At 61.2% G+C, this 17,508-nt stretch carries 16 protein-coding genes; 5 read left to right on the forward strand and 11 right to left on the reverse strand.

From position 1 onward, the window contains the following. Nucleotides 1–1,083, reverse strand: coding sequence for an ABC transporter ATP-binding protein (locus tag LAB08_RS12000; RefSeq protein WP_096511997.1), 1,083 nt, complete (start codon nucleotides 1,081–1,083; stop codon nucleotides 1–3). Between the two features lie 140 nt (nucleotides 1,084–1,223). Here LAB08_RS12000 and LAB08_RS12005 point away from each other — a divergent pair, with 140 nt between their 5' ends. The 3 genes from LAB08_RS12005 to LAB08_RS12015 all read left to right on the forward strand — a co-directional run bounded on the left by LAB08_RS12005 (nucleotide 1,224) and on the right by LAB08_RS12015 (nucleotide 7,005). Next, nucleotides 1,224–1,913: a GntR family transcriptional regulator gene (locus tag LAB08_RS12005; RefSeq protein WP_095194661.1), complete on the forward strand. Its 690-nt coding sequence runs from the start codon at nucleotides 1,224–1,226 to the stop codon at nucleotides 1,911–1,913. 253 nt (nucleotides 1,914–2,166) lie between these two features. Then, nucleotides 2,167–4,230: a hybrid sensor histidine kinase/response regulator gene (locus tag LAB08_RS12010; protein WP_096511995.1), complete on the forward strand. Its 2,064-nt coding sequence runs from the start codon at nucleotides 2,167–2,169 to the stop codon at nucleotides 4,228–4,230. A 141-nt stretch (nucleotides 4,231–4,371) separates the two neighbouring features. Then, on the forward strand, nucleotides 4,372–7,005 hold the full coding sequence (locus tag LAB08_RS12015; protein ID WP_096511994.1) for an excinuclease ABC subunit UvrA: 2,634 nt from the start codon (nucleotides 4,372–4,374) through the stop codon (nucleotides 7,003–7,005). A 124-nt stretch (nucleotides 7,006–7,129) separates the two neighbouring features. Here LAB08_RS12015 and LAB08_RS12020 read toward each other — a convergent pair whose 3' ends face one another. The 7 genes from LAB08_RS12020 to LAB08_RS12050 all read right to left on the reverse strand — a co-directional run bounded on the left by LAB08_RS12020 (nucleotide 7,130) and on the right by LAB08_RS12050 (nucleotide 13,310). Continuing rightward, nucleotides 7,130–9,073, reverse strand: a complete 1,944-nt coding sequence (locus LAB08_RS12020; RefSeq protein WP_096511993.1) for a PAS domain-containing hybrid sensor histidine kinase/response regulator — start codon at nucleotides 9,071–9,073, stop codon at nucleotides 7,130–7,132. Next, nucleotides 9,063–9,938 (reverse strand): sensor histidine kinase, encoded by an 876-nt coding sequence (locus LAB08_RS12025; RefSeq protein WP_096511992.1) that lies wholly within the window; start codon nucleotides 9,936–9,938, stop codon nucleotides 9,063–9,065. The genes LAB08_RS12020 and LAB08_RS12025 overlap by 11 nt, the downstream gene beginning before the upstream one ends. After that, nucleotides 9,931–10,941: an ATP-binding protein gene (locus tag LAB08_RS12030; protein WP_096515437.1), complete on the reverse strand. Its 1,011-nt coding sequence runs from the start codon at nucleotides 10,939–10,941 to the stop codon at nucleotides 9,931–9,933. The genes LAB08_RS12025 and LAB08_RS12030 overlap by 8 nt, the downstream gene beginning before the upstream one ends. Next, the gene (locus tag LAB08_RS12035; RefSeq protein ID WP_096511991.1) at nucleotides 10,938–11,342 is read right to left on the reverse strand and encodes an anti-sigma regulatory factor; all 405 of its coding nucleotides are present in this window, start codon (nucleotides 11,340–11,342) and stop codon (nucleotides 10,938–10,940) included. Before LAB08_RS12035 ends, LAB08_RS12030 begins: the two co-directional genes overlap by 4 nt. Continuing rightward, entirely contained in the window at nucleotides 11,339–11,701 is a 363-nt protein-coding gene (locus tag LAB08_RS12040) for an STAS domain-containing protein (protein WP_096511990.1), read from the reverse strand. Before LAB08_RS12040 ends, LAB08_RS12035 begins: the two co-directional genes overlap by 4 nt. A gap of 4 nt (nucleotides 11,702–11,705) precedes the next feature. Then, nucleotides 11,706–12,557: an STAS domain-containing protein gene (locus LAB08_RS12045; RefSeq protein ID WP_096511989.1), complete on the reverse strand. Its 852-nt coding sequence runs from the start codon at nucleotides 12,555–12,557 to the stop codon at nucleotides 11,706–11,708. 231 nt (nucleotides 12,558–12,788) lie between these two features. Next, complete coding sequence (locus LAB08_RS12050; RefSeq protein ID WP_096511988.1) at nucleotides 12,789–13,310, reverse strand: DUF4142 domain-containing protein; 522 nt, start codon at nucleotides 13,308–13,310, stop codon at nucleotides 12,789–12,791. A 208-nt stretch (nucleotides 13,311–13,518) separates the two neighbouring features. On the opposite strand from LAB08_RS12050, the gene LAB08_RS12055 reads away from it, so the two are divergent. Together LAB08_RS12055 and LAB08_RS12060 are read left to right on the forward strand one after the other, a co-directional pair. After that, on the forward strand, nucleotides 13,519–13,752 hold the full coding sequence (locus LAB08_RS12055) for a DUF465 domain-containing protein (protein WP_096511987.1): 234 nt from the start codon (nucleotides 13,519–13,521) through the stop codon (nucleotides 13,750–13,752). A 109-nt stretch (nucleotides 13,753–13,861) separates the two neighbouring features. After that, the gene (locus tag LAB08_RS12060) at nucleotides 13,862–14,041 is read left to right on the forward strand and encodes a hypothetical protein (protein WP_096511986.1); all 180 of its coding nucleotides are present in this window, start codon (nucleotides 13,862–13,864) and stop codon (nucleotides 14,039–14,041) included. A gap of 113 nt (nucleotides 14,042–14,154) precedes the next feature. On the opposite strand, the gene LAB08_RS12065 is transcribed toward LAB08_RS12060, so the two are convergent. From LAB08_RS12065 to LAB08_RS12075, 3 genes are all read right to left on the reverse strand, one after another. Next, nucleotides 14,155–15,195, reverse strand: coding sequence for an SMP-30/gluconolactonase/LRE family protein (locus LAB08_RS12065; protein WP_096515435.1), 1,041 nt, complete (start codon nucleotides 15,193–15,195; stop codon nucleotides 14,155–14,157). A gap of 47 nt (nucleotides 15,196–15,242) precedes the next feature. Next, nucleotides 15,243–16,388, reverse strand: coding sequence for a sterol desaturase/SRPBCC family protein (locus LAB08_RS12070; RefSeq protein WP_096511985.1), 1,146 nt, complete (start codon nucleotides 16,386–16,388; stop codon nucleotides 15,243–15,245). Nucleotides 16,389–16,494: 106 nt separating this feature from the next. Further along, nucleotides 16,495–17,358: a LysR family transcriptional regulator gene (locus tag LAB08_RS12075; protein WP_096511984.1), complete on the reverse strand. Its 864-nt coding sequence runs from the start codon at nucleotides 17,356–17,358 to the stop codon at nucleotides 16,495–16,497. Nucleotides 17,359–17,508: the final 150 nt, after the last annotated feature.

Consider the following 17,508-nt stretch of genomic DNA (forward strand, 5'->3'; position numbering starts at 1 on the left):
TCAGGCCTCCATCAACAGGCAGGCGTGAGGCGGCAGGTTGACCGCCACGCGATCGCCGACCCCGCGGTTGCGGTTCAGGCCTTCGTTGTTCTCGCGCAGCATGACCTTGATATCGTTGTTCAGGCGGCACTGGTAGAGGGTCGCGGTGCCGACGTACAGCACGGCTTCGATCACGCCGCGCAGGTGATGCGGTTGCGTCGGGTCCACCAGTTGCGAACGCTCCGGGCGGAACGCCAGTTGCACCTTGCCGTCGATGCCTTGGGGCGGGCAGGGGATTTCCACCGGCATGCCGCTGGGCACGAACAGGTTCTCGTTGTGCTGGCCGCGCTTGAGATGACCCGGCAGGAAGTTGATGTCACCGATGAACTGGGCGACGAACTGGTGCTGCGGCCGTTCGTAGATGTCGTTGGGGGTGCCGATCTGCAGGATCTTGCCGGCGGACATCACGGCAATGCGATCGGACAAGGTCAGGGCTTCTTCCTGATCGTGGGTGACGAAAATGAAGGTGATCCCGGCTTCCTTCTGCACGCGCTTGAGTTCGACCTGCATCTCCTTGCGCAACTTGAGGTCCAGCGCTGACAGCGGTTCGTCCAGCAACAGTACTTTCGGTTTTGGCGCCAGGGCCCGGGCCAGAGCCACCCGTTGCTGTTGGCCGCCGGACAGTTCCGCCGGTTTGCGCTTGGCCAGGTGCTGCATCTGCACCAGCGCCAGCATTTCATCGACCCGTTGCGGAATCTGCTTGCGATCAAGACCCTGCATCTCGAGCCCGAAGGCGATATTCTGCGCAACACTCATGTGCGGAAACAGTGCGTAACTCTGGAACACCGTGTTGACCCGGCGCTTGAAGGGCGGCAGGTCGTTGACCGGTTCGCCGGCCAGGCGGATTTCACCCTCGCTGACATGCTCGAAGCCGGCGATGGTGCGCAGCAGGGTGGTTTTGCCACAGCCGGAGGGGCCGAGCAGGGTGAAGAACTCGTTGTCGGCAATGTCGACCGAGACGTTGTCCAGGGCTGGAGCCAGTCCTGGATCGTCGGAATACCGCTTGGAGACGTTACGCACTTCGATTGCAACTGGATGACCCATAATGGTGCATTCCTCTAATTATTGTATGCAAAATCTGGATGCAATTTAGAAATACCCGGATTAACCTGCTCTTGCAACCCCCCTTTTCAAGGCTGTTCATTCGCCTGGGGCCGGTCGCATAGCGCTGAAGGAGTCTTCGTATGGCGGAAAAGAAATTGGAAACAACGGTCGATCGCGTCTACCAAGGGGTTTACGAAGCGATCAGCAAGCGCACCCTGCGGCCCGGCATGAAACTCGGTGAGGCTTCGCTGGCTGAACTTTTCAATGTCAGCCGCACGTCGGTTCGTGCCGCCCTCAAGCAGTTGGAAGCCGATGGCCTGGTCACCACCGAGCCCAATAAAGGGGCGTCGGTGTCGTTACCCAGCGACGAAGAAATCCGTTCGCTGTTCGAAACCCGGCGCCTGGTCGAGATCGGCATCGTCAGCGAGTTGTGCCGCCGCCGCGATACGGCCGTGACCCAGGATCTGCGCGATCATTTATTGCTGGAGGACGAAGCGCACCAGAGCGGCGACCATGAGCGACTGATTCATCTGCTCGGCGAGTTCCACATCAAACTCGCCCGCAGCCTGAACAATCCGGTGTTGCTCGACTGGTTCCAGAAGCTGATTTCCCGCGCCTCGCTATACGCCGCCGCGCTGGATGACGACAGCCACGAAGCCTGTCGCGATGACGAGCATTTGCGCTTGATCGAGTACATCGAGGCGGGTAATCAGAGTGCGGCGATCGAGTTGACCTGCATGCACTTGAACGGCATCGAGAAAGCGATTCTCGATGTCGCCGCTACGTTGAAAACCAGCTACAACCCGCTCAAGCATTTGATTGAGGTGTAATTCACGCTGGAGATCAAACTGTGGGAGCGAGCCTGCTCGCGAAGGCTGAGTGTCAGGCACCATCGATGTTGAATGTACCGGACTCTTCGCGAGCAGGCTCGCTCCCACAGGGATCTCTGGATACCACTGAAATCAGCTATACCTCTATGAAACCATTGGCATCCGCGATGCTCGAAACAAACGGGTGCAGATACAGAGCCAGCCAATGCAGTTTCTAGACGATAGCCACGGGTGTGCCGGCTGGTGCGGCGAAATGGCCGGGCGTATTCGTGCGTTCGACTGGAGCCGTACCGAACTGGGTGCCATCGACACCTGGCCCAGGAGCCTGAACAGCACGGTGCAGTTGATGCTCGCCTCACCGCTGCCGATGGTGATGCTCTGGGGCCGGCCAGGCTACATGATCTATAACGACGCCTATTCGAAGTTCGCCGGCGGGCGCCATCCCTATCTGTTGGGTTCACCAGTGGAACTGGGCTGGCCGGAAGTCGCCGATTTCAACCGGCATGTGGTCGATACCTGCCTGGCCGGCGGCACCTTGTCCTATCGCAATAAAGTGCTGGTGCTGTTACGCGACGGGGTGCCTGAAGACGTCTGGCTGGACCTGTATTACAGCCCGGTCGCCAATGATGACGGCTGTCCTGCCGGCGTCATGGCGATGGTGGTCGAAACCACTGAGTTCGTGATTTCCGAGCGCCTGCGCCAAGCCGCCGAAAATGCTTATCGTGCCGACAACGAACGGGTGCGCCTGGCATTGAATGCCGGGGCCTTGCTCGGCTCGTTCGTCTGGGACATCAAGGCCGATGTACTGAGCGGCGATGAGCGCTTTGCCCGCACGTTTTCCTATCCCGCCGGGCAGAACCTGGACAACTTGCCCCAGGAGATCGCCGAAGCGCACATCCATCCCGATGATCGCAGCTGGGTTCAGGAGCAGATCAAACAATCCATGGAAACGGCTGTGCCCTATAACGCCGAATACCGGGTGTTGCGCCCGGATGGCAGTTACCTGTGGGTGCTCGCCAGCGGTTGCTGCGAGTTCAATGAGCTGGGCGAACCGTTTCGCTTTCCCGGGGTGTTGATCGACATCCATGAGCGCAAGGCCGCCGAAGATTCCCTGCTCAAGTTCACCCGAAATCTGGAGCAGCGCGTGGCCGACGAAGTCGAAGCGCGGCTGGCGGCGGAAGAGCAACTGCGTCAGTCACAGAAGCTCGAAGCCATCGGCGGCCTGACCGGTGGCGTGGCCCACGACTTCAATAACCTGTTGCAAGTCATCGCCGGCAACCTGCACTTGCTGGCGCGCCATGAGCCGGACAATGCCAACGTGCAACGGCGGGTAACGGCGTCGATTGCCGCCGTCGAGCGCGGCGCCAAACTGTCTTCGCAATTGCTCGCCTTCGCGCGACGCCAGCCGTTGTCCCCGGCGATTTGCACGCCGCAGCAGATTTTCGACGGTCTTGGCGAACTGTTGCAGCGCGCACTGGGGGAAACCATCCAGATCCAGATGAGCGCCGTGGCGGACCCCTGGCCGGTATTCGTCGATCGCAATCAACTGGAAAACACCATCCTCAATCTGGCGATCAATGCCCGTGATGCGATGAGCGGCGAGGGGACCATCGAGCTCAACGCCCAAAACATCACCCTCGACCCTGCGTTCTGCGCGGGTAAGGGCATCGTCGCCGGCGACTACGTGTGCGTGACCGTGGCTGACACCGGCACTGGCATGCCGCCGCAGGTGCTCGACCAGGCCTTCGAACCGTTTTTCACCACCAAGCCCGACGGCCAGGGTACGGGGCTAGGCCTGAGCATGGTGTTCGGTTTCGTCAAACAGAGCGGCGGGCATATCGAGATCGCCAGCGTCGTCGGGGAGGGCACCCGGGTTCAGCTGTATTTCCCGCGCAGCCTGCGGCCGGTGGACAGTCAAACAACGGTTCCGGACGTGCAGCCGCGGGGCGGACACGAACGGATTCTGGTGGTCGAGGACAATGAAGCGGTGCGTACCTCGACCGTGGAGTTGCTGCGCGAAGAGGGTTATCAGGTGCTGACCGCCGCCAATGCCGACATCGCCATGCAGATGTTGCTGGAGGGCGAGTTGGTGGACCTGATCTTCACCGATGTGGTCATGCCCGGCCTGATCAAGAGTTCGGACCTCGCGGCGTGGGCGAAAGTGCAGAGCCCGCCATTGGTCGTGCTGTTCACCTCCGGCCACACCCGTGACATTATCTCGCGCAACCACCAGCTCAGCCCTGACACCCATTTGCTGAGCAAGCCCTATAGCCCGCAAGCGTTGACCCAAATGATCCGCACAGTCCTCAATGCTTGAGAAAAAACACTGTAGGAGCGAGCCTGCTCGCGAAGGCGATTTGTCATTCAACATTGATGTTGCCTGACACTCCGCCTTCGCGAGCAGGCTCGCTCCTACAGTGGGTTTGTGTATAGACAACTATCTAATCAAGGCGACCCGATGACTTCAACGCGCTCCCTTAACCCTCCCTCAGGCATGGTCAGGGTGCGCGGCGCCCGGGAACACAACCTCAAGAACATCGATGTCGATATCCCCCGCGATGCCCTGGTGGTGTTCACCGGGGTGTCCGGTTCCGGGAAGTCGTCCCTGGCGTTTTCAACGCTCTACGCCGAGGCGCAGCGCCGCTATTTCGAATCCGTGGCGCCTTATGCGCGACGCCTGATCGACCAGGTCGGCGTGCCGGATGTCGATTCCATCGAAGGCTTGCCACCGGCGGTGGCCTTGCAGCAACAGCGCGGCACGCCGAGCACACGTTCATCGGTGGGCAGCGTGACGACCTTGTCGAGCCTGATCCGCATGCTGTACTCCCGCGCCGGCAGTTACCCGGCGGGGCAGCCGATGCTGTACGCCGAAGATTTTTCACCGAACACGCCCCAGGGTGCGTGCACCGAATGCCACGGCCTGGGCCGGGTGTATGAAGTCACCGAAGCATTGATGGTGCCGGACCCGAACCTGACCATCCGCCAGCGTGCGGTCGCTTCCTGGCCGCTGGCCTGGCAGGGCCAGAACCTGCGGGACATCCTGGTGACAATGGGCTACGACGTCGACATCCCCTGGCGAGACCTGCCGAAAAAACAACGCGACTGGATTCTCTTTACCGAAGAAACCCCGACGGTGCCGGTGTATGCCGGGCTCACCCCGGAAGAAACCCGGATCGCCCTCAAGCGCAAGATGGAACCCAGTTACCAGGGCACCTTCACCGGTGCGCGGCGCTACATCCTGCACACCTTCACCCACTCGCAAAGTGCGCTGATGAAGAAGCGCGTCTCGCAATTCATGCTCGGCAGCCCTTGTCCGTTGTGCGATGGCAAACGCCTCAAGCGTGAGGCGTTGTCGGTAACTTTCGCCGGTTACGACATCGGCGAGTTGTCGCAGATGCCGTTGCTGCAAGTGGCCGAAGTTCTCAAGCCGGTGGCGGCCGAGCACTATCTGCAAGAAGGTGAAGAGGCGGGCGAGGTATTGACCCACAGCCAGACCCGCGAAGCCCGTGAAGAGCGCTTGGCCCATGGCGCCAGTGGCCACGTCAACGCGCCGGATGTACGTCACACACCGAACCTGTCGGTGGAAAAACGCCTGGCCGCGCAACGGATCGCCCAGGACCTGCTCGAGCGGGTCAGCACCCTGACTGACCTGGGCCTTGGTTACCTGGCCCTGGAGCGCAGTACGCCGACGCTGTCGTCCGGCGAGTTGCAGCGCTTGCGCCTGGCGACGCAGTTGGGTTCGCAGTTGTTCGGGGTGATCTATGTACTGGACGAGCCCTCGGCGGGCTTGCACCCGGCAGATGGCGAGGCGTTGTTCGAAGCCTTGCAGCGCTTGAAAACCGCCGGCAACACCTTGTTTGTGGTCGAGCACGACCTGGAAACCATGCGCCGCGCGGACTGGTTGATCGATGTCGGTCCGGCGGCGGGCGAGCATGGCGGTCGGGTGCTATACAGCGGTGCGCCGGCGGGACTGGCCAATGTGCCTGACTCACAGACCCGCGCCTATTTGTTCGCCGAGCACATCGCCAAGTCGCAAACCTTGCGCAAGCCAAGGGATTGGCTGCGCCTGCAAGGCATTACCCGCAATAACCTGAGCAATCTCGATGTCGAGTTTCCGCTGGGCTGTTTTACCGCGGTCACCGGCGTTTCAGGTTCGGGCAAATCGAGTCTGGTCAGCCAGGCATTGCTGGAACTGGTCGGCGCGCACCTCGGGCGCCCGGCCACTGACGGCGACTCGCAAGAGCCGAGCCTGGAAGACGATGCGCCACAAACCAGTGGTGGCCAGGTCACGGCGGGACTGGTGTCAATCAAGCGTCTGGTGCAGGTCGACCAGAAACCCATCGGCCGCACCCCGCGCTCCAATCTGGCAACCTACACCGGGTTGTTCGACAACGTGCGCAAGCTCTACGCCGCCACGCCTGAAGCCCTGGCGGCGGGTTACGACGCCGGACAGTTTTCCTTCAATGTCGCCAAGGGTCGTTGCCCGACCTGCGAAGGCGAGGGCTTTGTCAGTGTCGAGTTACTGTTCATGCCCAGTGTCTATGCACCCTGCCCGACCTGCCATGGCGCCCGTTACAACCCGCAAACGCTGGCGATCACCTGGCAGGGGCGCAACATCGCCCAAGTGCTGCAACTGACGGTGGATCAAGCGGTGGAGGTGTTCGCCGAACAAGCCGTCGTGCGCCGCTCACTGGAGGTGCTGCGCGATATTGGCCTGGGTTATCTGCGCCTTGGTCAACCGGCGACGGAGTTGTCCGGCGGTGAGGCCCAGCGCATCAAGCTGGCGACGGAGCTGCAGCGCAATCAGCGCGGGGCGACGCTGTACGTGCTCGACGAACCCACCACCGGGCTGCACCCTCAAGACGTTGACCGCCTGTTGGAGCAGTTGAACAACCTGGTGACGGCGGGGCACACGGTGATCGTGGTCGAACATGAAATGCGCGTGGTGGCACAGAGTGACTGGGTGATCGATATCGGGCCTGGGGCGGGGGATCAGGGGGGCAGGATTGTGGTGGCGGGGACGCCGCAGAAGGTGGCGAAGAGCAAAAAGAGCCGGACGGCGCCGTTCCTTGCGAAAGTCCTCGGGGAATGATCCGCAAACCTGTGGGAGCAAGGCTTGCCCGCGATGAACGATGACGAGGTATCCCTGACGAACCGCGTCGTCTCAATCGCGGGCAAGCCTTGCTCCCACAGGTTTTGCTTCCACAGGTTTTGTGTCAGGCACCGTCGAGGGTGCGCCTTACCTTGTCCAGCAATTCATTGATCTGGAACGGCTTGACCAGCATCTCCATGCCTTCGCCAAGAAACACCTGGCGATTGATCGCGGTCTCGGCGTAACCGGTCATGAACAGGATCGGCAACTTCTCGCGCCAGCCTCGGGCAATGTCGGCCAACTCGCGGCCGCTCATGCGTGGCAGGCCGACATCGGTCAGCAGCAGATCGATGGATTCGTCGTTCTGCAGGCGTTCCAGCGCGGCTTCAATTTCGCCGACCTGGGTGCAGCGGTAACCGGCGTCCACCAGCACTTCGGCCACGAACATGCGCACCGACGGCGTGTCCTCGACGATCAGTACATGCTCGCCGGCCCCTTGAGGATCGACGGTGGAGGGGGTGACTTCGTTGGCTGTGGGGTCGGAGCTGGCTGGCAGCATGATGGTCACTTCGGTGCCGCGCCGCGCTACGCTGCGAATGTGGGCATCGCCACCGGACTGCCGGGCGAAACCGTAGATGGTCGACAAACCGAGCCCGGTGCCCTGGCCCAGGGGTTTGGTGGTGAAGAACGGGTCGAATACCTTGTCGATCACGCTGTGTTCGATCCCGGTGCCGTCATCGCGCACCGACAACGCGACATAGGCGCCATCGGCCAGGTTGGGATCACCATGGGAATAAGCGGCATAGGTGTTGACCCAGATGTTGCCGCCCTGGGGCAGGGCATCGCGCGCGTTGATGACCAGATTGAGCACGGCACTTTCCAGCTGGATCGGGTCGACCAATGCGATGGCGGCTTTGCTCGTGAGCTCAAGCTTCAGGGCGATGCGTTCGCCGATGGTGCGCACCAGCAGTTCTTCGAGGGAGCGGATGTGTTCGTTGATGTCCACGGGCCGGGTATCGAGGGGCTGTTGCCGGGCGAAGGCCAGCAGTCGATGGGTCAGGGCGGCCGCACTCATGGCCGAGTTCAAGGCCGCTTCGGCGTAGAACTCCACCTTGTCGGTGCGCGAATCGGCGACGCGCTTCTGGATCAGTTCCAGGCTGGTGATGATGCCGGTGAGCAAGTTGTTGAAGTCGTGGGCAATGCCGCCGGTCAGCTTGCCCAGGGCATCCATTTTCTGCACCTGCAACAATTGAGCTTCGGTACGCACGCGTTCGGCGACTTCCTTGGCCAGTTGTGTGGTGGCGTCGTCCAGCCGCGCCAGGTGCGAGCGTTCGCGGTGACGGTGCTCGGTAACGTCTTCGACAAACACCAGGCTCAATTGCGGGGTGCGATAGGGTGAAATCTGCCACTCGGTTTCGCGAACTTCACCCGCGACGCGCATGCTCAAGGTGCCTTTCCAGCGTTCGCCATAGGCCAGGCGCAGACGCAGTTCTTCGATGACCGCGAGTTGGTCGTCGGCAAAGCACTCGCGCAAAGTGCCAGTGTCGAGGTTGTCTTGAATCAGCTGGGAAAATGCATGATTGCACTCATGAACGTTCAGGCCGGCATCAAGCACGGCGATGGGGGCCGACACGTTGGCGAAAATCTCGCGAAAGCGTGCCTCGCTTTCACGCAGGGCGTTTTCCGTATCCCGCACCCGCAGCAGGGTGCGCAGGGTCGCCAGCAGTACATCCGGGTCTATCGGGTGAATCAGGTAGGCATCGGCCCCGGCGTCGAGGCCGGTGATAATGTCGCCGCTCTGGATCGAAGCGGCCGACACGTGAATCACCGGCAGCAAGGCGGTGGCCGGGTCGGAGCGCAGTTTGCGCACAATGTCGAAGCCACTCATGTCCGGCAGATTGACATCGAGCACCAGCGCGTCGAGGTCGACGCTATCAATCAATTCCAGGCCCTCGCTGCCGGTCCCGGCCTCGAGCACTTCATAGCCATGACGCTCCAGGCGCCGGCGCAGGGCGTAGCGCGTGGCGACGTTGTCGTCGACGATGAGCAACCGCAGGTCATGTTTCATCGGCAGGCTCCAGGTTGATGGCCAGCGGGATGATGACGTGAAAGGTCGAACCGGTGCCCGGCGTGCTTTGCATCCCGACTTCGCCACCCAGCAACCCGGCGAAGCGTTTGCACAGGGACAGTCCGAGACCGGTTCCGCGCAGGCGTTTTTGCAGCGGTGAGTCGACCTGGGAAAAGTCTTCGAACAATGCGCCATGCAGCTCGGGAGCGATCCCTATTCCGGTGTCGCTGACGGCAAAGCGCACATGAGAGCTGTTTTCCAGCTGCGCCGAGACCCGGACTACCCCGCGTGTGGTGAACTTCAGCGAATTGGCAATGAAGTTGCGCAGGATCTGCGCGAGCTTCTTGTCGTCGGTGTACAACCGCGGCAGTCCCACCGGTTCTTCGAAAATCAGATCCACGGCCGTGGCATCGACAATCGGGCGAAACATGCCGCGCAGTGCCGCAAACAGGTCGAGCATGTCAAACCAGGCCGGGGAAATGGTGATGCGCCCGGCTTCGATCTTCGCCAGGTCCAGCAGGTCGTCGACCATGTCGCTCAGCTCCCGCGCGGAGCTGCTGACAAAGGCCACTTGCTTGTGTTGTTCGGGACTCAAGGGGCCGTCGAGTTCATCGCTCAACAGGCTGGCGATACTCAGGATCGAGCCCAGCGGCGTGCGAAACTCATGGCTCATGTAGGACAGAAAACGGCTTTTCAGATCCGAGGCCTGTCGCAACTCTTCGGCCTGGGTGTCGAGTTCGGCATACAACGCCAGAACGCCCTGGTTGGTTTCATCCAGCTCGGCGCGCAGGGCATCGGCTTCACCTTGCAATTGCGCGATCTGCGCCGCTTGTTCGTCAATCTGACTCGTGGGTGCTTCAGGCATGGGCTGCCTCCAGAGCAATGACCAGCACCGTGACGTCGTCCCGTCCACGACAGAAATCACGGTGCAAAATGGCGGCAATCACGGCGGGATGGCGGTGCACCAGACCGGGGTAGTCCTGCAGGTTCCAGCGGGACTGCAGGCCGTCGCTGTACATGATCAACAGCTGTCCGTTCACCTGAGCATAGTCAAAGGGTTGCGCCCTGCGATACTGGCCACCGACGATACCCGGATGGGAGGCCAGGCCCCGGGACTTGTCCGCCGCGACCAGACAGGCACCGATATTGCCGATGCCGACGAATGTCAAAGTGTCGCTGCCGCCGTCGAATTGCGCGATGGCCAGTGCACCGCCACGGGTGGCGGTCATGGCCAGATGAATGTCCTCCAGCGCCACCAGCGGCGAGGCAAATGGCAGTTGCGCGAAGGCTTTTTCACCGGCGCGGGCGGCGCGTTCGGCTTCTTCGCCATGGCCCAGGCCGTCGATCACCAGCGCACTGATCCGTGGCCCGTCGAATGCCAGGTGCCACACATCGCCGCAGGCCGGGTCGTTGTGCAGTGAATGCTGGCTGATGCCGATGCGCCGGTCAGGGGCCTTGTCCTGGCGCGGGTACAACCGCGTGAGCAGTACGGCACCCCGTGAATCGGCATAAACGTCGAACACCTCTGCCTGGCGCGATACGGCCCCCAGTCCTATGCCCTGGGTACCACCGGTGGAAAAACCATCGGTCAGGCACGCCTGTAAATCAAATCCCTGGGCGCGGTCGATCGCGAGGATTTCGATGCCGATGCCAGTGGCGCGAGGCAAGGCCCTCAAGTGCAGTTCGCCACGGTTGGCGTGTTTGAGAATATTGCTGGCGAGCTCGGTCGCCACCAGCGCCACCCGCCCGGCATCGTTACTGTCGAAACCGCATTTTTCCGCGAGTTGCTGCGCAGTGCGCCGGGCGTGACCGACCTGGCTGATGTCTTCGACCACCAGTACCTGCGTCATCGTGCCGACGATGTTCATGTCCATCGGGTGATCGTCACACGAGTGCCCCGGCCCGGCGCGGTGTCGATTTCGAATTCGTCCACCAGGCGCTTGGCCCCCGTAAGGCCCAGCCCCAGTCCGGCGCCCGAGGTCCAGCCGTCGGTCATCGCCAGTTTGATGTCGGCGATACCCGGCCCTTCGTCACGGAACGTGAGGCGCAAGCCGGTACGCGGGTTTTCGTCGAGGATTTGCCAGTCCATGTCGCCGCCACCGCCATACACCATGGTGTTGCGCGCCAGTTCGCTGACGGCGGTGACCAGTTTGGTCAGGTCGATCAAGCGCATGCCACACTCTTGCGCGAGCTTGCGTGCCAGTTGCCGCGCCAGGACGACATCCTGCTCGATATGGATCGGATGAGTGCCGCTGCTGCGCGTGTTCATTGCTCATGTACTCGATCCTGAAGCAGTTTCATCCCGCGCTCGACATTCAGCGCGGTACTGACACCGGGCAGGGTCAGGCCGAGCTCCACCAGGGTGATCGCCACCGCGGGCTGCATGCCGACCAGCACGGTCCGGGCATCCATGATTTTCGACAGGCCGGAAATGGTTCCGATCATCCGGCCAATGAAGGAGTCCACCATATCCAGCGCGGAAATATCGATCAACACGCCACGGGCGGAGGTCTTGCTGATGCGTTCGGACAGATCGTCCTGAAGGGTCAGGGCCAGTTGGTCATGCATGTCGACCTGGATCGTCACCAGCAGGAAATCGCCCATTTGCAATATCGGAATGCGCTCCATGGGCTCAGTCCGCCTTACTGATGGTCAATCCCAGCCGGGTCAGTGCCAGCTTCAGGGCATCGGCCAGATTGGCCTTGGTTACCACGCCTTGCAGGTCCAGCCCCAGGTGCACGATGGTCTGGGCGATCTGCGGACGCACGCCGCTGATGATGCAATCAGCGCCCATCAGGCGAATCGCGGTCACGGTCTTGAGCAGGTGCTGCGCCACCAGGGTATCGACGGTCGGCACGCCGGTGATGTCGATGATGGCGATCTCGGAACCGGTGTCGACGATCCGCTGCAACAGCGATTCCATCACCACCTGGGTGCGTTGCGAATCGAGGGTGCCGATCATCGGCAGCGCCAGCACGCCATCCCAGAGCTTGACCACCGGGGTCGACAGTTCCAGCAACTCTTCCTGTTGACGCTTGATCACCGCCTCGCGGGATTTCTGGAAGGTGCGAATGGTGTGCAGGCCCAAGGCATCGAGCAGCTCGGAAATTTCCCAGAGCTGTTCGGCCAGCAAGGCGGGGCTGTCCTGGTAGTGGTTCTGCAGCAGTGCGAACAGCGGGCCCTTGAGCGAAAAGATGAAGCTGGCGGTCTGCTGCGAGTCCTGGCCGAGCAGGGCACGGCTGTGGGAGAGTTTGTCGAGGAACTGGCGTATCTCGTCCCACCCAGGTGTCGCGATGTTCTGACCGTTGCCGTTCTGCAGTCCGGTGAGGACCAGTTGCAGGAATTCCGAGGTCTGCTGTTGCAGGTCCTGTTCCTTGAGATTACGCGTGGCGCCACTGGCTTCGAGGCCGGTTGTCCATTCGGCAAGCAATTGCGTCTGGTTTTTTTTCATCGCATCGAGCGTGCTGGATTGCAGTGCCGCCATGATTTTTGACTCCTTGAATGTGGGCACCGGTTCCCCCAAAAAGTGACCGGCGCAAGTCAGTGACATTTGACGGGTGAAATAGTTGTTCGTTTTTGACAGGTGTTTTCGTCCGCTGCCTATGGACTGTAGTCGGCACCCGCAGCGGCAGCGCTTTTTCGTTGCAAATCAGCCATCCGATGGGGGTCAACAAAAAGCCGCATCCAGGATGCGGCTTGCGGTTTTGCAGTACGGCTATTTACCCGGATGAGCGGCCTGGAGCTTTTTCGCCATATCGAGGTGTTTTTCCAGCCCCGGCAACATTTTCTGTGCAAAGCCTTTCAGTTCCGTGGCGCCTTTGGTCCTGTCGTCCGTCACCGTGTTGGCTTCTTTCTTGAACAAGTCCAACGCTTCTTCATGGGCCTTGACCTGGTTATTGGCATACGCTGCATCGAACGACTCGTCGCGCATGTCGAGGATTTTTTCCTTGGCCTGCTTCACCAGCGTCGTGCTGTCCGGCACTTTGATGTCATGCTTTTTCGCGATGGTCGCCAGTTCATCGTTGGCCTTGCCATGATCGGTGATCATCATATTGGCGAAGGCCTTGACGTCCGCTGACTGGCTCTTTTCGAGGGCCAGGCGGCTGGCTTCGATTTCGGCGATGCCGCCGGCGGCTGCCTTGTCGACAAAATCATTTGAGGTCGCCGCGAATGCCGCGCCCATGCTGCTGCTCAAGGCAACGGCCAGAACGAGATGGCGCAAGTCGAATCCGTCCATAAATGCTTCTCCACACGGGTGATCGAGGTAATGGTTAACCTGTGGAGGCTGGCGCCCGGGCAAAGGTTTTATCGTTTTAGAGCCAGGGCGACGAACGGGCACCGCCGGTCGGACAGATGGTCGACACAACCGGCCAACCGAGGCCATTCTGATAGTTGGTGAACGCAATCAGTCGCGTTTGCTGCCGATTATCAAACGGAGGTGTTCCATGCCGGTGCCCCATAACCTTTTTCTGGACCTGAGTTGCACAAAGGAAGAAATCCAGCAGAAACGCTCCAAGGATCCGTTACTGGATTCACTGATCAATAAGTATTCCCAGGCGGATGCCGAAGTGGTGAAGGCGGAGGAAGCCAAATCCAGCGATGACGCGGTGACGAAGCTCAAGGCGAAGCGCTTGGAGGTCAAGGACAAGATCGTCAGACAACTTCAGTCGTCGTCCTGATTCAGGGTAATGAGTCACCGACGACCGGTGACTGAATAATTGGAACGGCGAAAAAACCGGCACCTCGAATACTCAGAGTCCGAACATCGGGCTCGATGCGAGGTGCCCCATGAAGCAAAAATATCCCAGCGAAGAACAGGGCGGCTTCGACCCGATCCCTACCCATCCCGAACCCTTGAGTCCAGGACGCACAGCCGTCCATCCCGAAGAAGAACCGGGCATCGATGAGTTGCCCAACAACAAAGAGGCCATCCCCGGAAAACACGATGGCGAGACGGATCCGCGGTGATGGAAAAAACAACACCGATCCCCTGTGGGGGCGAGCCTGCTCGCGAAAGCGGTCTGTCAGTCGATTACGAGACTACGTGACAGTCCGCCTTCGCGAGCAGGCTCGCTCCCACATTACTTCTGCAATGCCGCACTCAACGGCAACCGCACCATGTTTTTCGCCGTCAGCGACCCGAAATACAACCACTCCCCATACTCACGCACAGTGGTGATCGGCGAGTAGCTGTCGCTGCTGCCATCCTGAAGGTTGGCGATCACCTTGCCCTCGACGTCCAGGCCCAGGGCAAAGGCGCGTTTTTCCACCGGTTTGGGCAGGACGGTCATGGCGCGCGCAAGCATCTTGCGTACGAATGGGTGCTTGGCGGTAGCGTCAAGCAGAGCGCTGCGCGGCGCGTACAGCGCCACCCAGATACGGTCGCGGCCATTGAACGAAAGGTTGTCCGGCAAACCTGGCAGGTTGTCGATGAACAGATCGTGAGTGCCGGCTTTCGGTCCGCTCAGCCAGTAACGGCTGATGCGATAGGCGCCGGTTTCGTTGACCAGCACAAAGGCATCGTCCGGCCCCAGGGTGACGCCGTTGGCAAACTCCAGCTTGTCCAGCAGCATTGAGGTCGTTCCGGTCTGGAAGTCGTAACGCAGCAAGCGACCATCGCCACCATGCTCGATGATCGCCTCGCCGTCCTTGCCGTAGCCGAAGCGGCTGGAGGCGTCGCTGAAATAGGCGTAGTGCCCGGGCTTGTCGATGGCCACGTCGTCGGTGAACCCGAAAGGCACGCCGTCAGCCGCCGTGGTCATGGCCACCAGACGCCCCTGGGCGTCCAGTGACAGCAAGCCCTTGACCGCATCGGCGATCACCAGCAAGCCGTTGGGATGGCGAGCCAGCCCCAGGGGCCGGCCACCGGTATCGGCCAGGACTTTGGTGACCTTGCCGTCGAGGCTGGTGCGGATCAGGCGGCCGTCATGCAAACCGGTGATCAGCGTATCGCCTTCCAGCAGCAGCGCTTCCGGGCCGTCAATGTCGGCGGCACCGACCCGCTCCACGCCCTTGAGGCGCTGATTATCGGCATAGATGCCGCTGGTGAGGGAGGGCGCTGGCGGCGGTGTCCAGGCCACCGGCCGCACTTTGGTCGGCATCAGCAGCAGGAATGCGCCCATGGCGATGATTACCAGCAACAGCCAATGACGGAACCGGATCCACCGACTCACACTTTGGCTCCCGACTGTGCCAGGTGTTTTTGCGCCATCTCCCGCAACGCCAGCATCGACGCGGCCGATTCGCGATCAATCCGCCGCCTGAGCAGCCATTTGTTGGCGATGCGCATCGCCAGTCCGCTGAACTGATACTCCAGGGTGCGGATAAATCGCGTGCCGTCGCCCTCGGCCTCACACTCGTAAGTCAGTAGCAACGACAGGCCGTGGTCGCCCTGGGCCTGGGCAATCCAGCGCCGTCCCGGCAAATACTCGTCCACCACCCAGGTCAAATGCCCCTCACGTCCACCGGCGCGGATGTCCTCGTCGAACCGCGCACCGGCATGCAATGGGCCTTTTTGACCATTGATCTTGAGGGACGATGGATGCCACTCCGGCCACCGGGTCACGGTGCTGGCGTAGGCGAGTACGGCGACAGGGTTGGCGGCAATTACGATCTGATGCTGCAGGCGGGTCATGGGCGTTCTCGGTAGATACGGGGTGGCCTGATCCGGTTCCCAGTACAGGGTGCCGAACAGGTAATCCATCAACGGAAAAACGATGTTGAAATTGCGTTCGCGCATCATCTCGCGACGGTGATGCAGTTCATGCAGGCGCCGCATCTGGCGGATCCACGGCAGCTGTGTCAGCGGATTGTGCGGCGGCAGATGCTCGCAGGCATGGAACACTTCATAGGCCAGGTAACCGAGAACCAGGCAGCCGCCGACCAGTCCGGCAACGTTGGCATCGAACGGTTTGAGTAGCCACCAGATCGGCAAGGTAACGACCAGGGTGTGCAGGACAATCAGCCAGGCCGGAAACAGAATCACCCGCCAGTCGCGGGCACTGTTGTAGGTCATGTGCCCGGGAGCGAAAAAGTTGTGGTGGTCGCCGGCATGCCGGGCATAGAACATACGCGCGAAGGCCTTTTTGTGATGGCCCAGGTGCCGATGCACCATGTACACGACAAAGTTGAAGAGCAGCATGCTCAACGGCACCGCCAGCCACTCCCGGGGGTGAGCCTGGTGAACGGTGCTCCAGAACGCGGCGATGACCCCGATGCCGAACAGCAGCACAAAGGTGCCATGCAGCCACGGGTTGTAGAGCGGATGAATGTTGGCGCGATAACGGCTGCGGAATGCTTCGGTGGTCTGCCTCACTGCAATCACCTGTCGTTATTGTTATCTCCAGCAGATTAGTCGATTCAGGCGTTTTGGCTGGCCGAACCTTGAGGACACATTGGCCATGATCCGGTGCAAACCGTACTCAGGTCAGCGGGTCCCAGCGTTGCGACCAGTCGTCATTGGTCTTGATCACTTCGCGCAACAGATCAAAAGCCTTTTGCAGGGTTGGCGAGTCGCGGTCGCGGGAGTAGACCAGGTAGGTCGGGTAGTTGAATTCCGGGGCCTTGGGCACTTGCTCCAGCACGCCGCTTTCCAGGTAACTGTGCACGACGCGGGTACGGAAGTAACCGCTGCCGCCGTTTTCCAGAATGTACTGCAAACCCAGTGGACCGAGATTGAAACTCAGGGCCGCCCTGGCCTTTTCCGGCAATGCGGCATCGTGGCGGCGGCGGAAGTCCTGGCCCCAGTCGATGTAGACGTAAGGATCGGGGCGCCCGGGCAAGCGTACGAGCACGAGTTTCTCTTCCAGGATTTGCTCGACTTGCAGACGCGGCCAGTACTCCGGCTGATAGACCAGCGCCGCATCCAGTACCCCCAGCTCCAGTTGGCGCAGCAGGTTTTCACCGTCGCGGATCTCCATGCGCAGGGCATGGCCGGGGATCTTCTCCCGCAGTTGCCCGGCCCAACTGAGCATCAACGGGTTGCACAGGCTGACCTCGCCGCCGATGTGCAGCACGTCGTGATAACCCTCCGGCAAGGGCAGATCCCGCCGCGCGGCGTCCCAGGTCTCCACCAGTTGATTGGCATACACCACGAAGGCTTCGCCGTTGGGTGTCAGTCGGGCTCCGGCGCGGTTGCGCACAAACAGGGTGCTGCCCAGTTGGATTTCGAGTTTCTGCACCCGCGCGGTGATGGCGGTCTGGGTGACGTGGAGCTTGTCAGCGGCCGCGGCGAGGCTGCCGTGGCGGACGATTTCAAGGAAGGTGCGGGCGAGATCGATGTCCATGGGGTGGCCGGTATTGGAAGTGCCGGCATTGTAAGAGCACCGCTGGACTGTGGCGAGCGGGAGACAGGGCCTGCACTTGTAGGAGCGAGCCTGCTCGCGAAGACGGCGTGTCAGTCAACATCAACTGTGACGGTCTCACCGCGTTCGCGA

Source organism: Pseudomonas izuensis, assembly GCF_002356535.2.
GTDB lineage: Bacteria > Pseudomonadota > Gammaproteobacteria > Pseudomonadales > Pseudomonadaceae > Aquipseudomonas > Aquipseudomonas izuensis.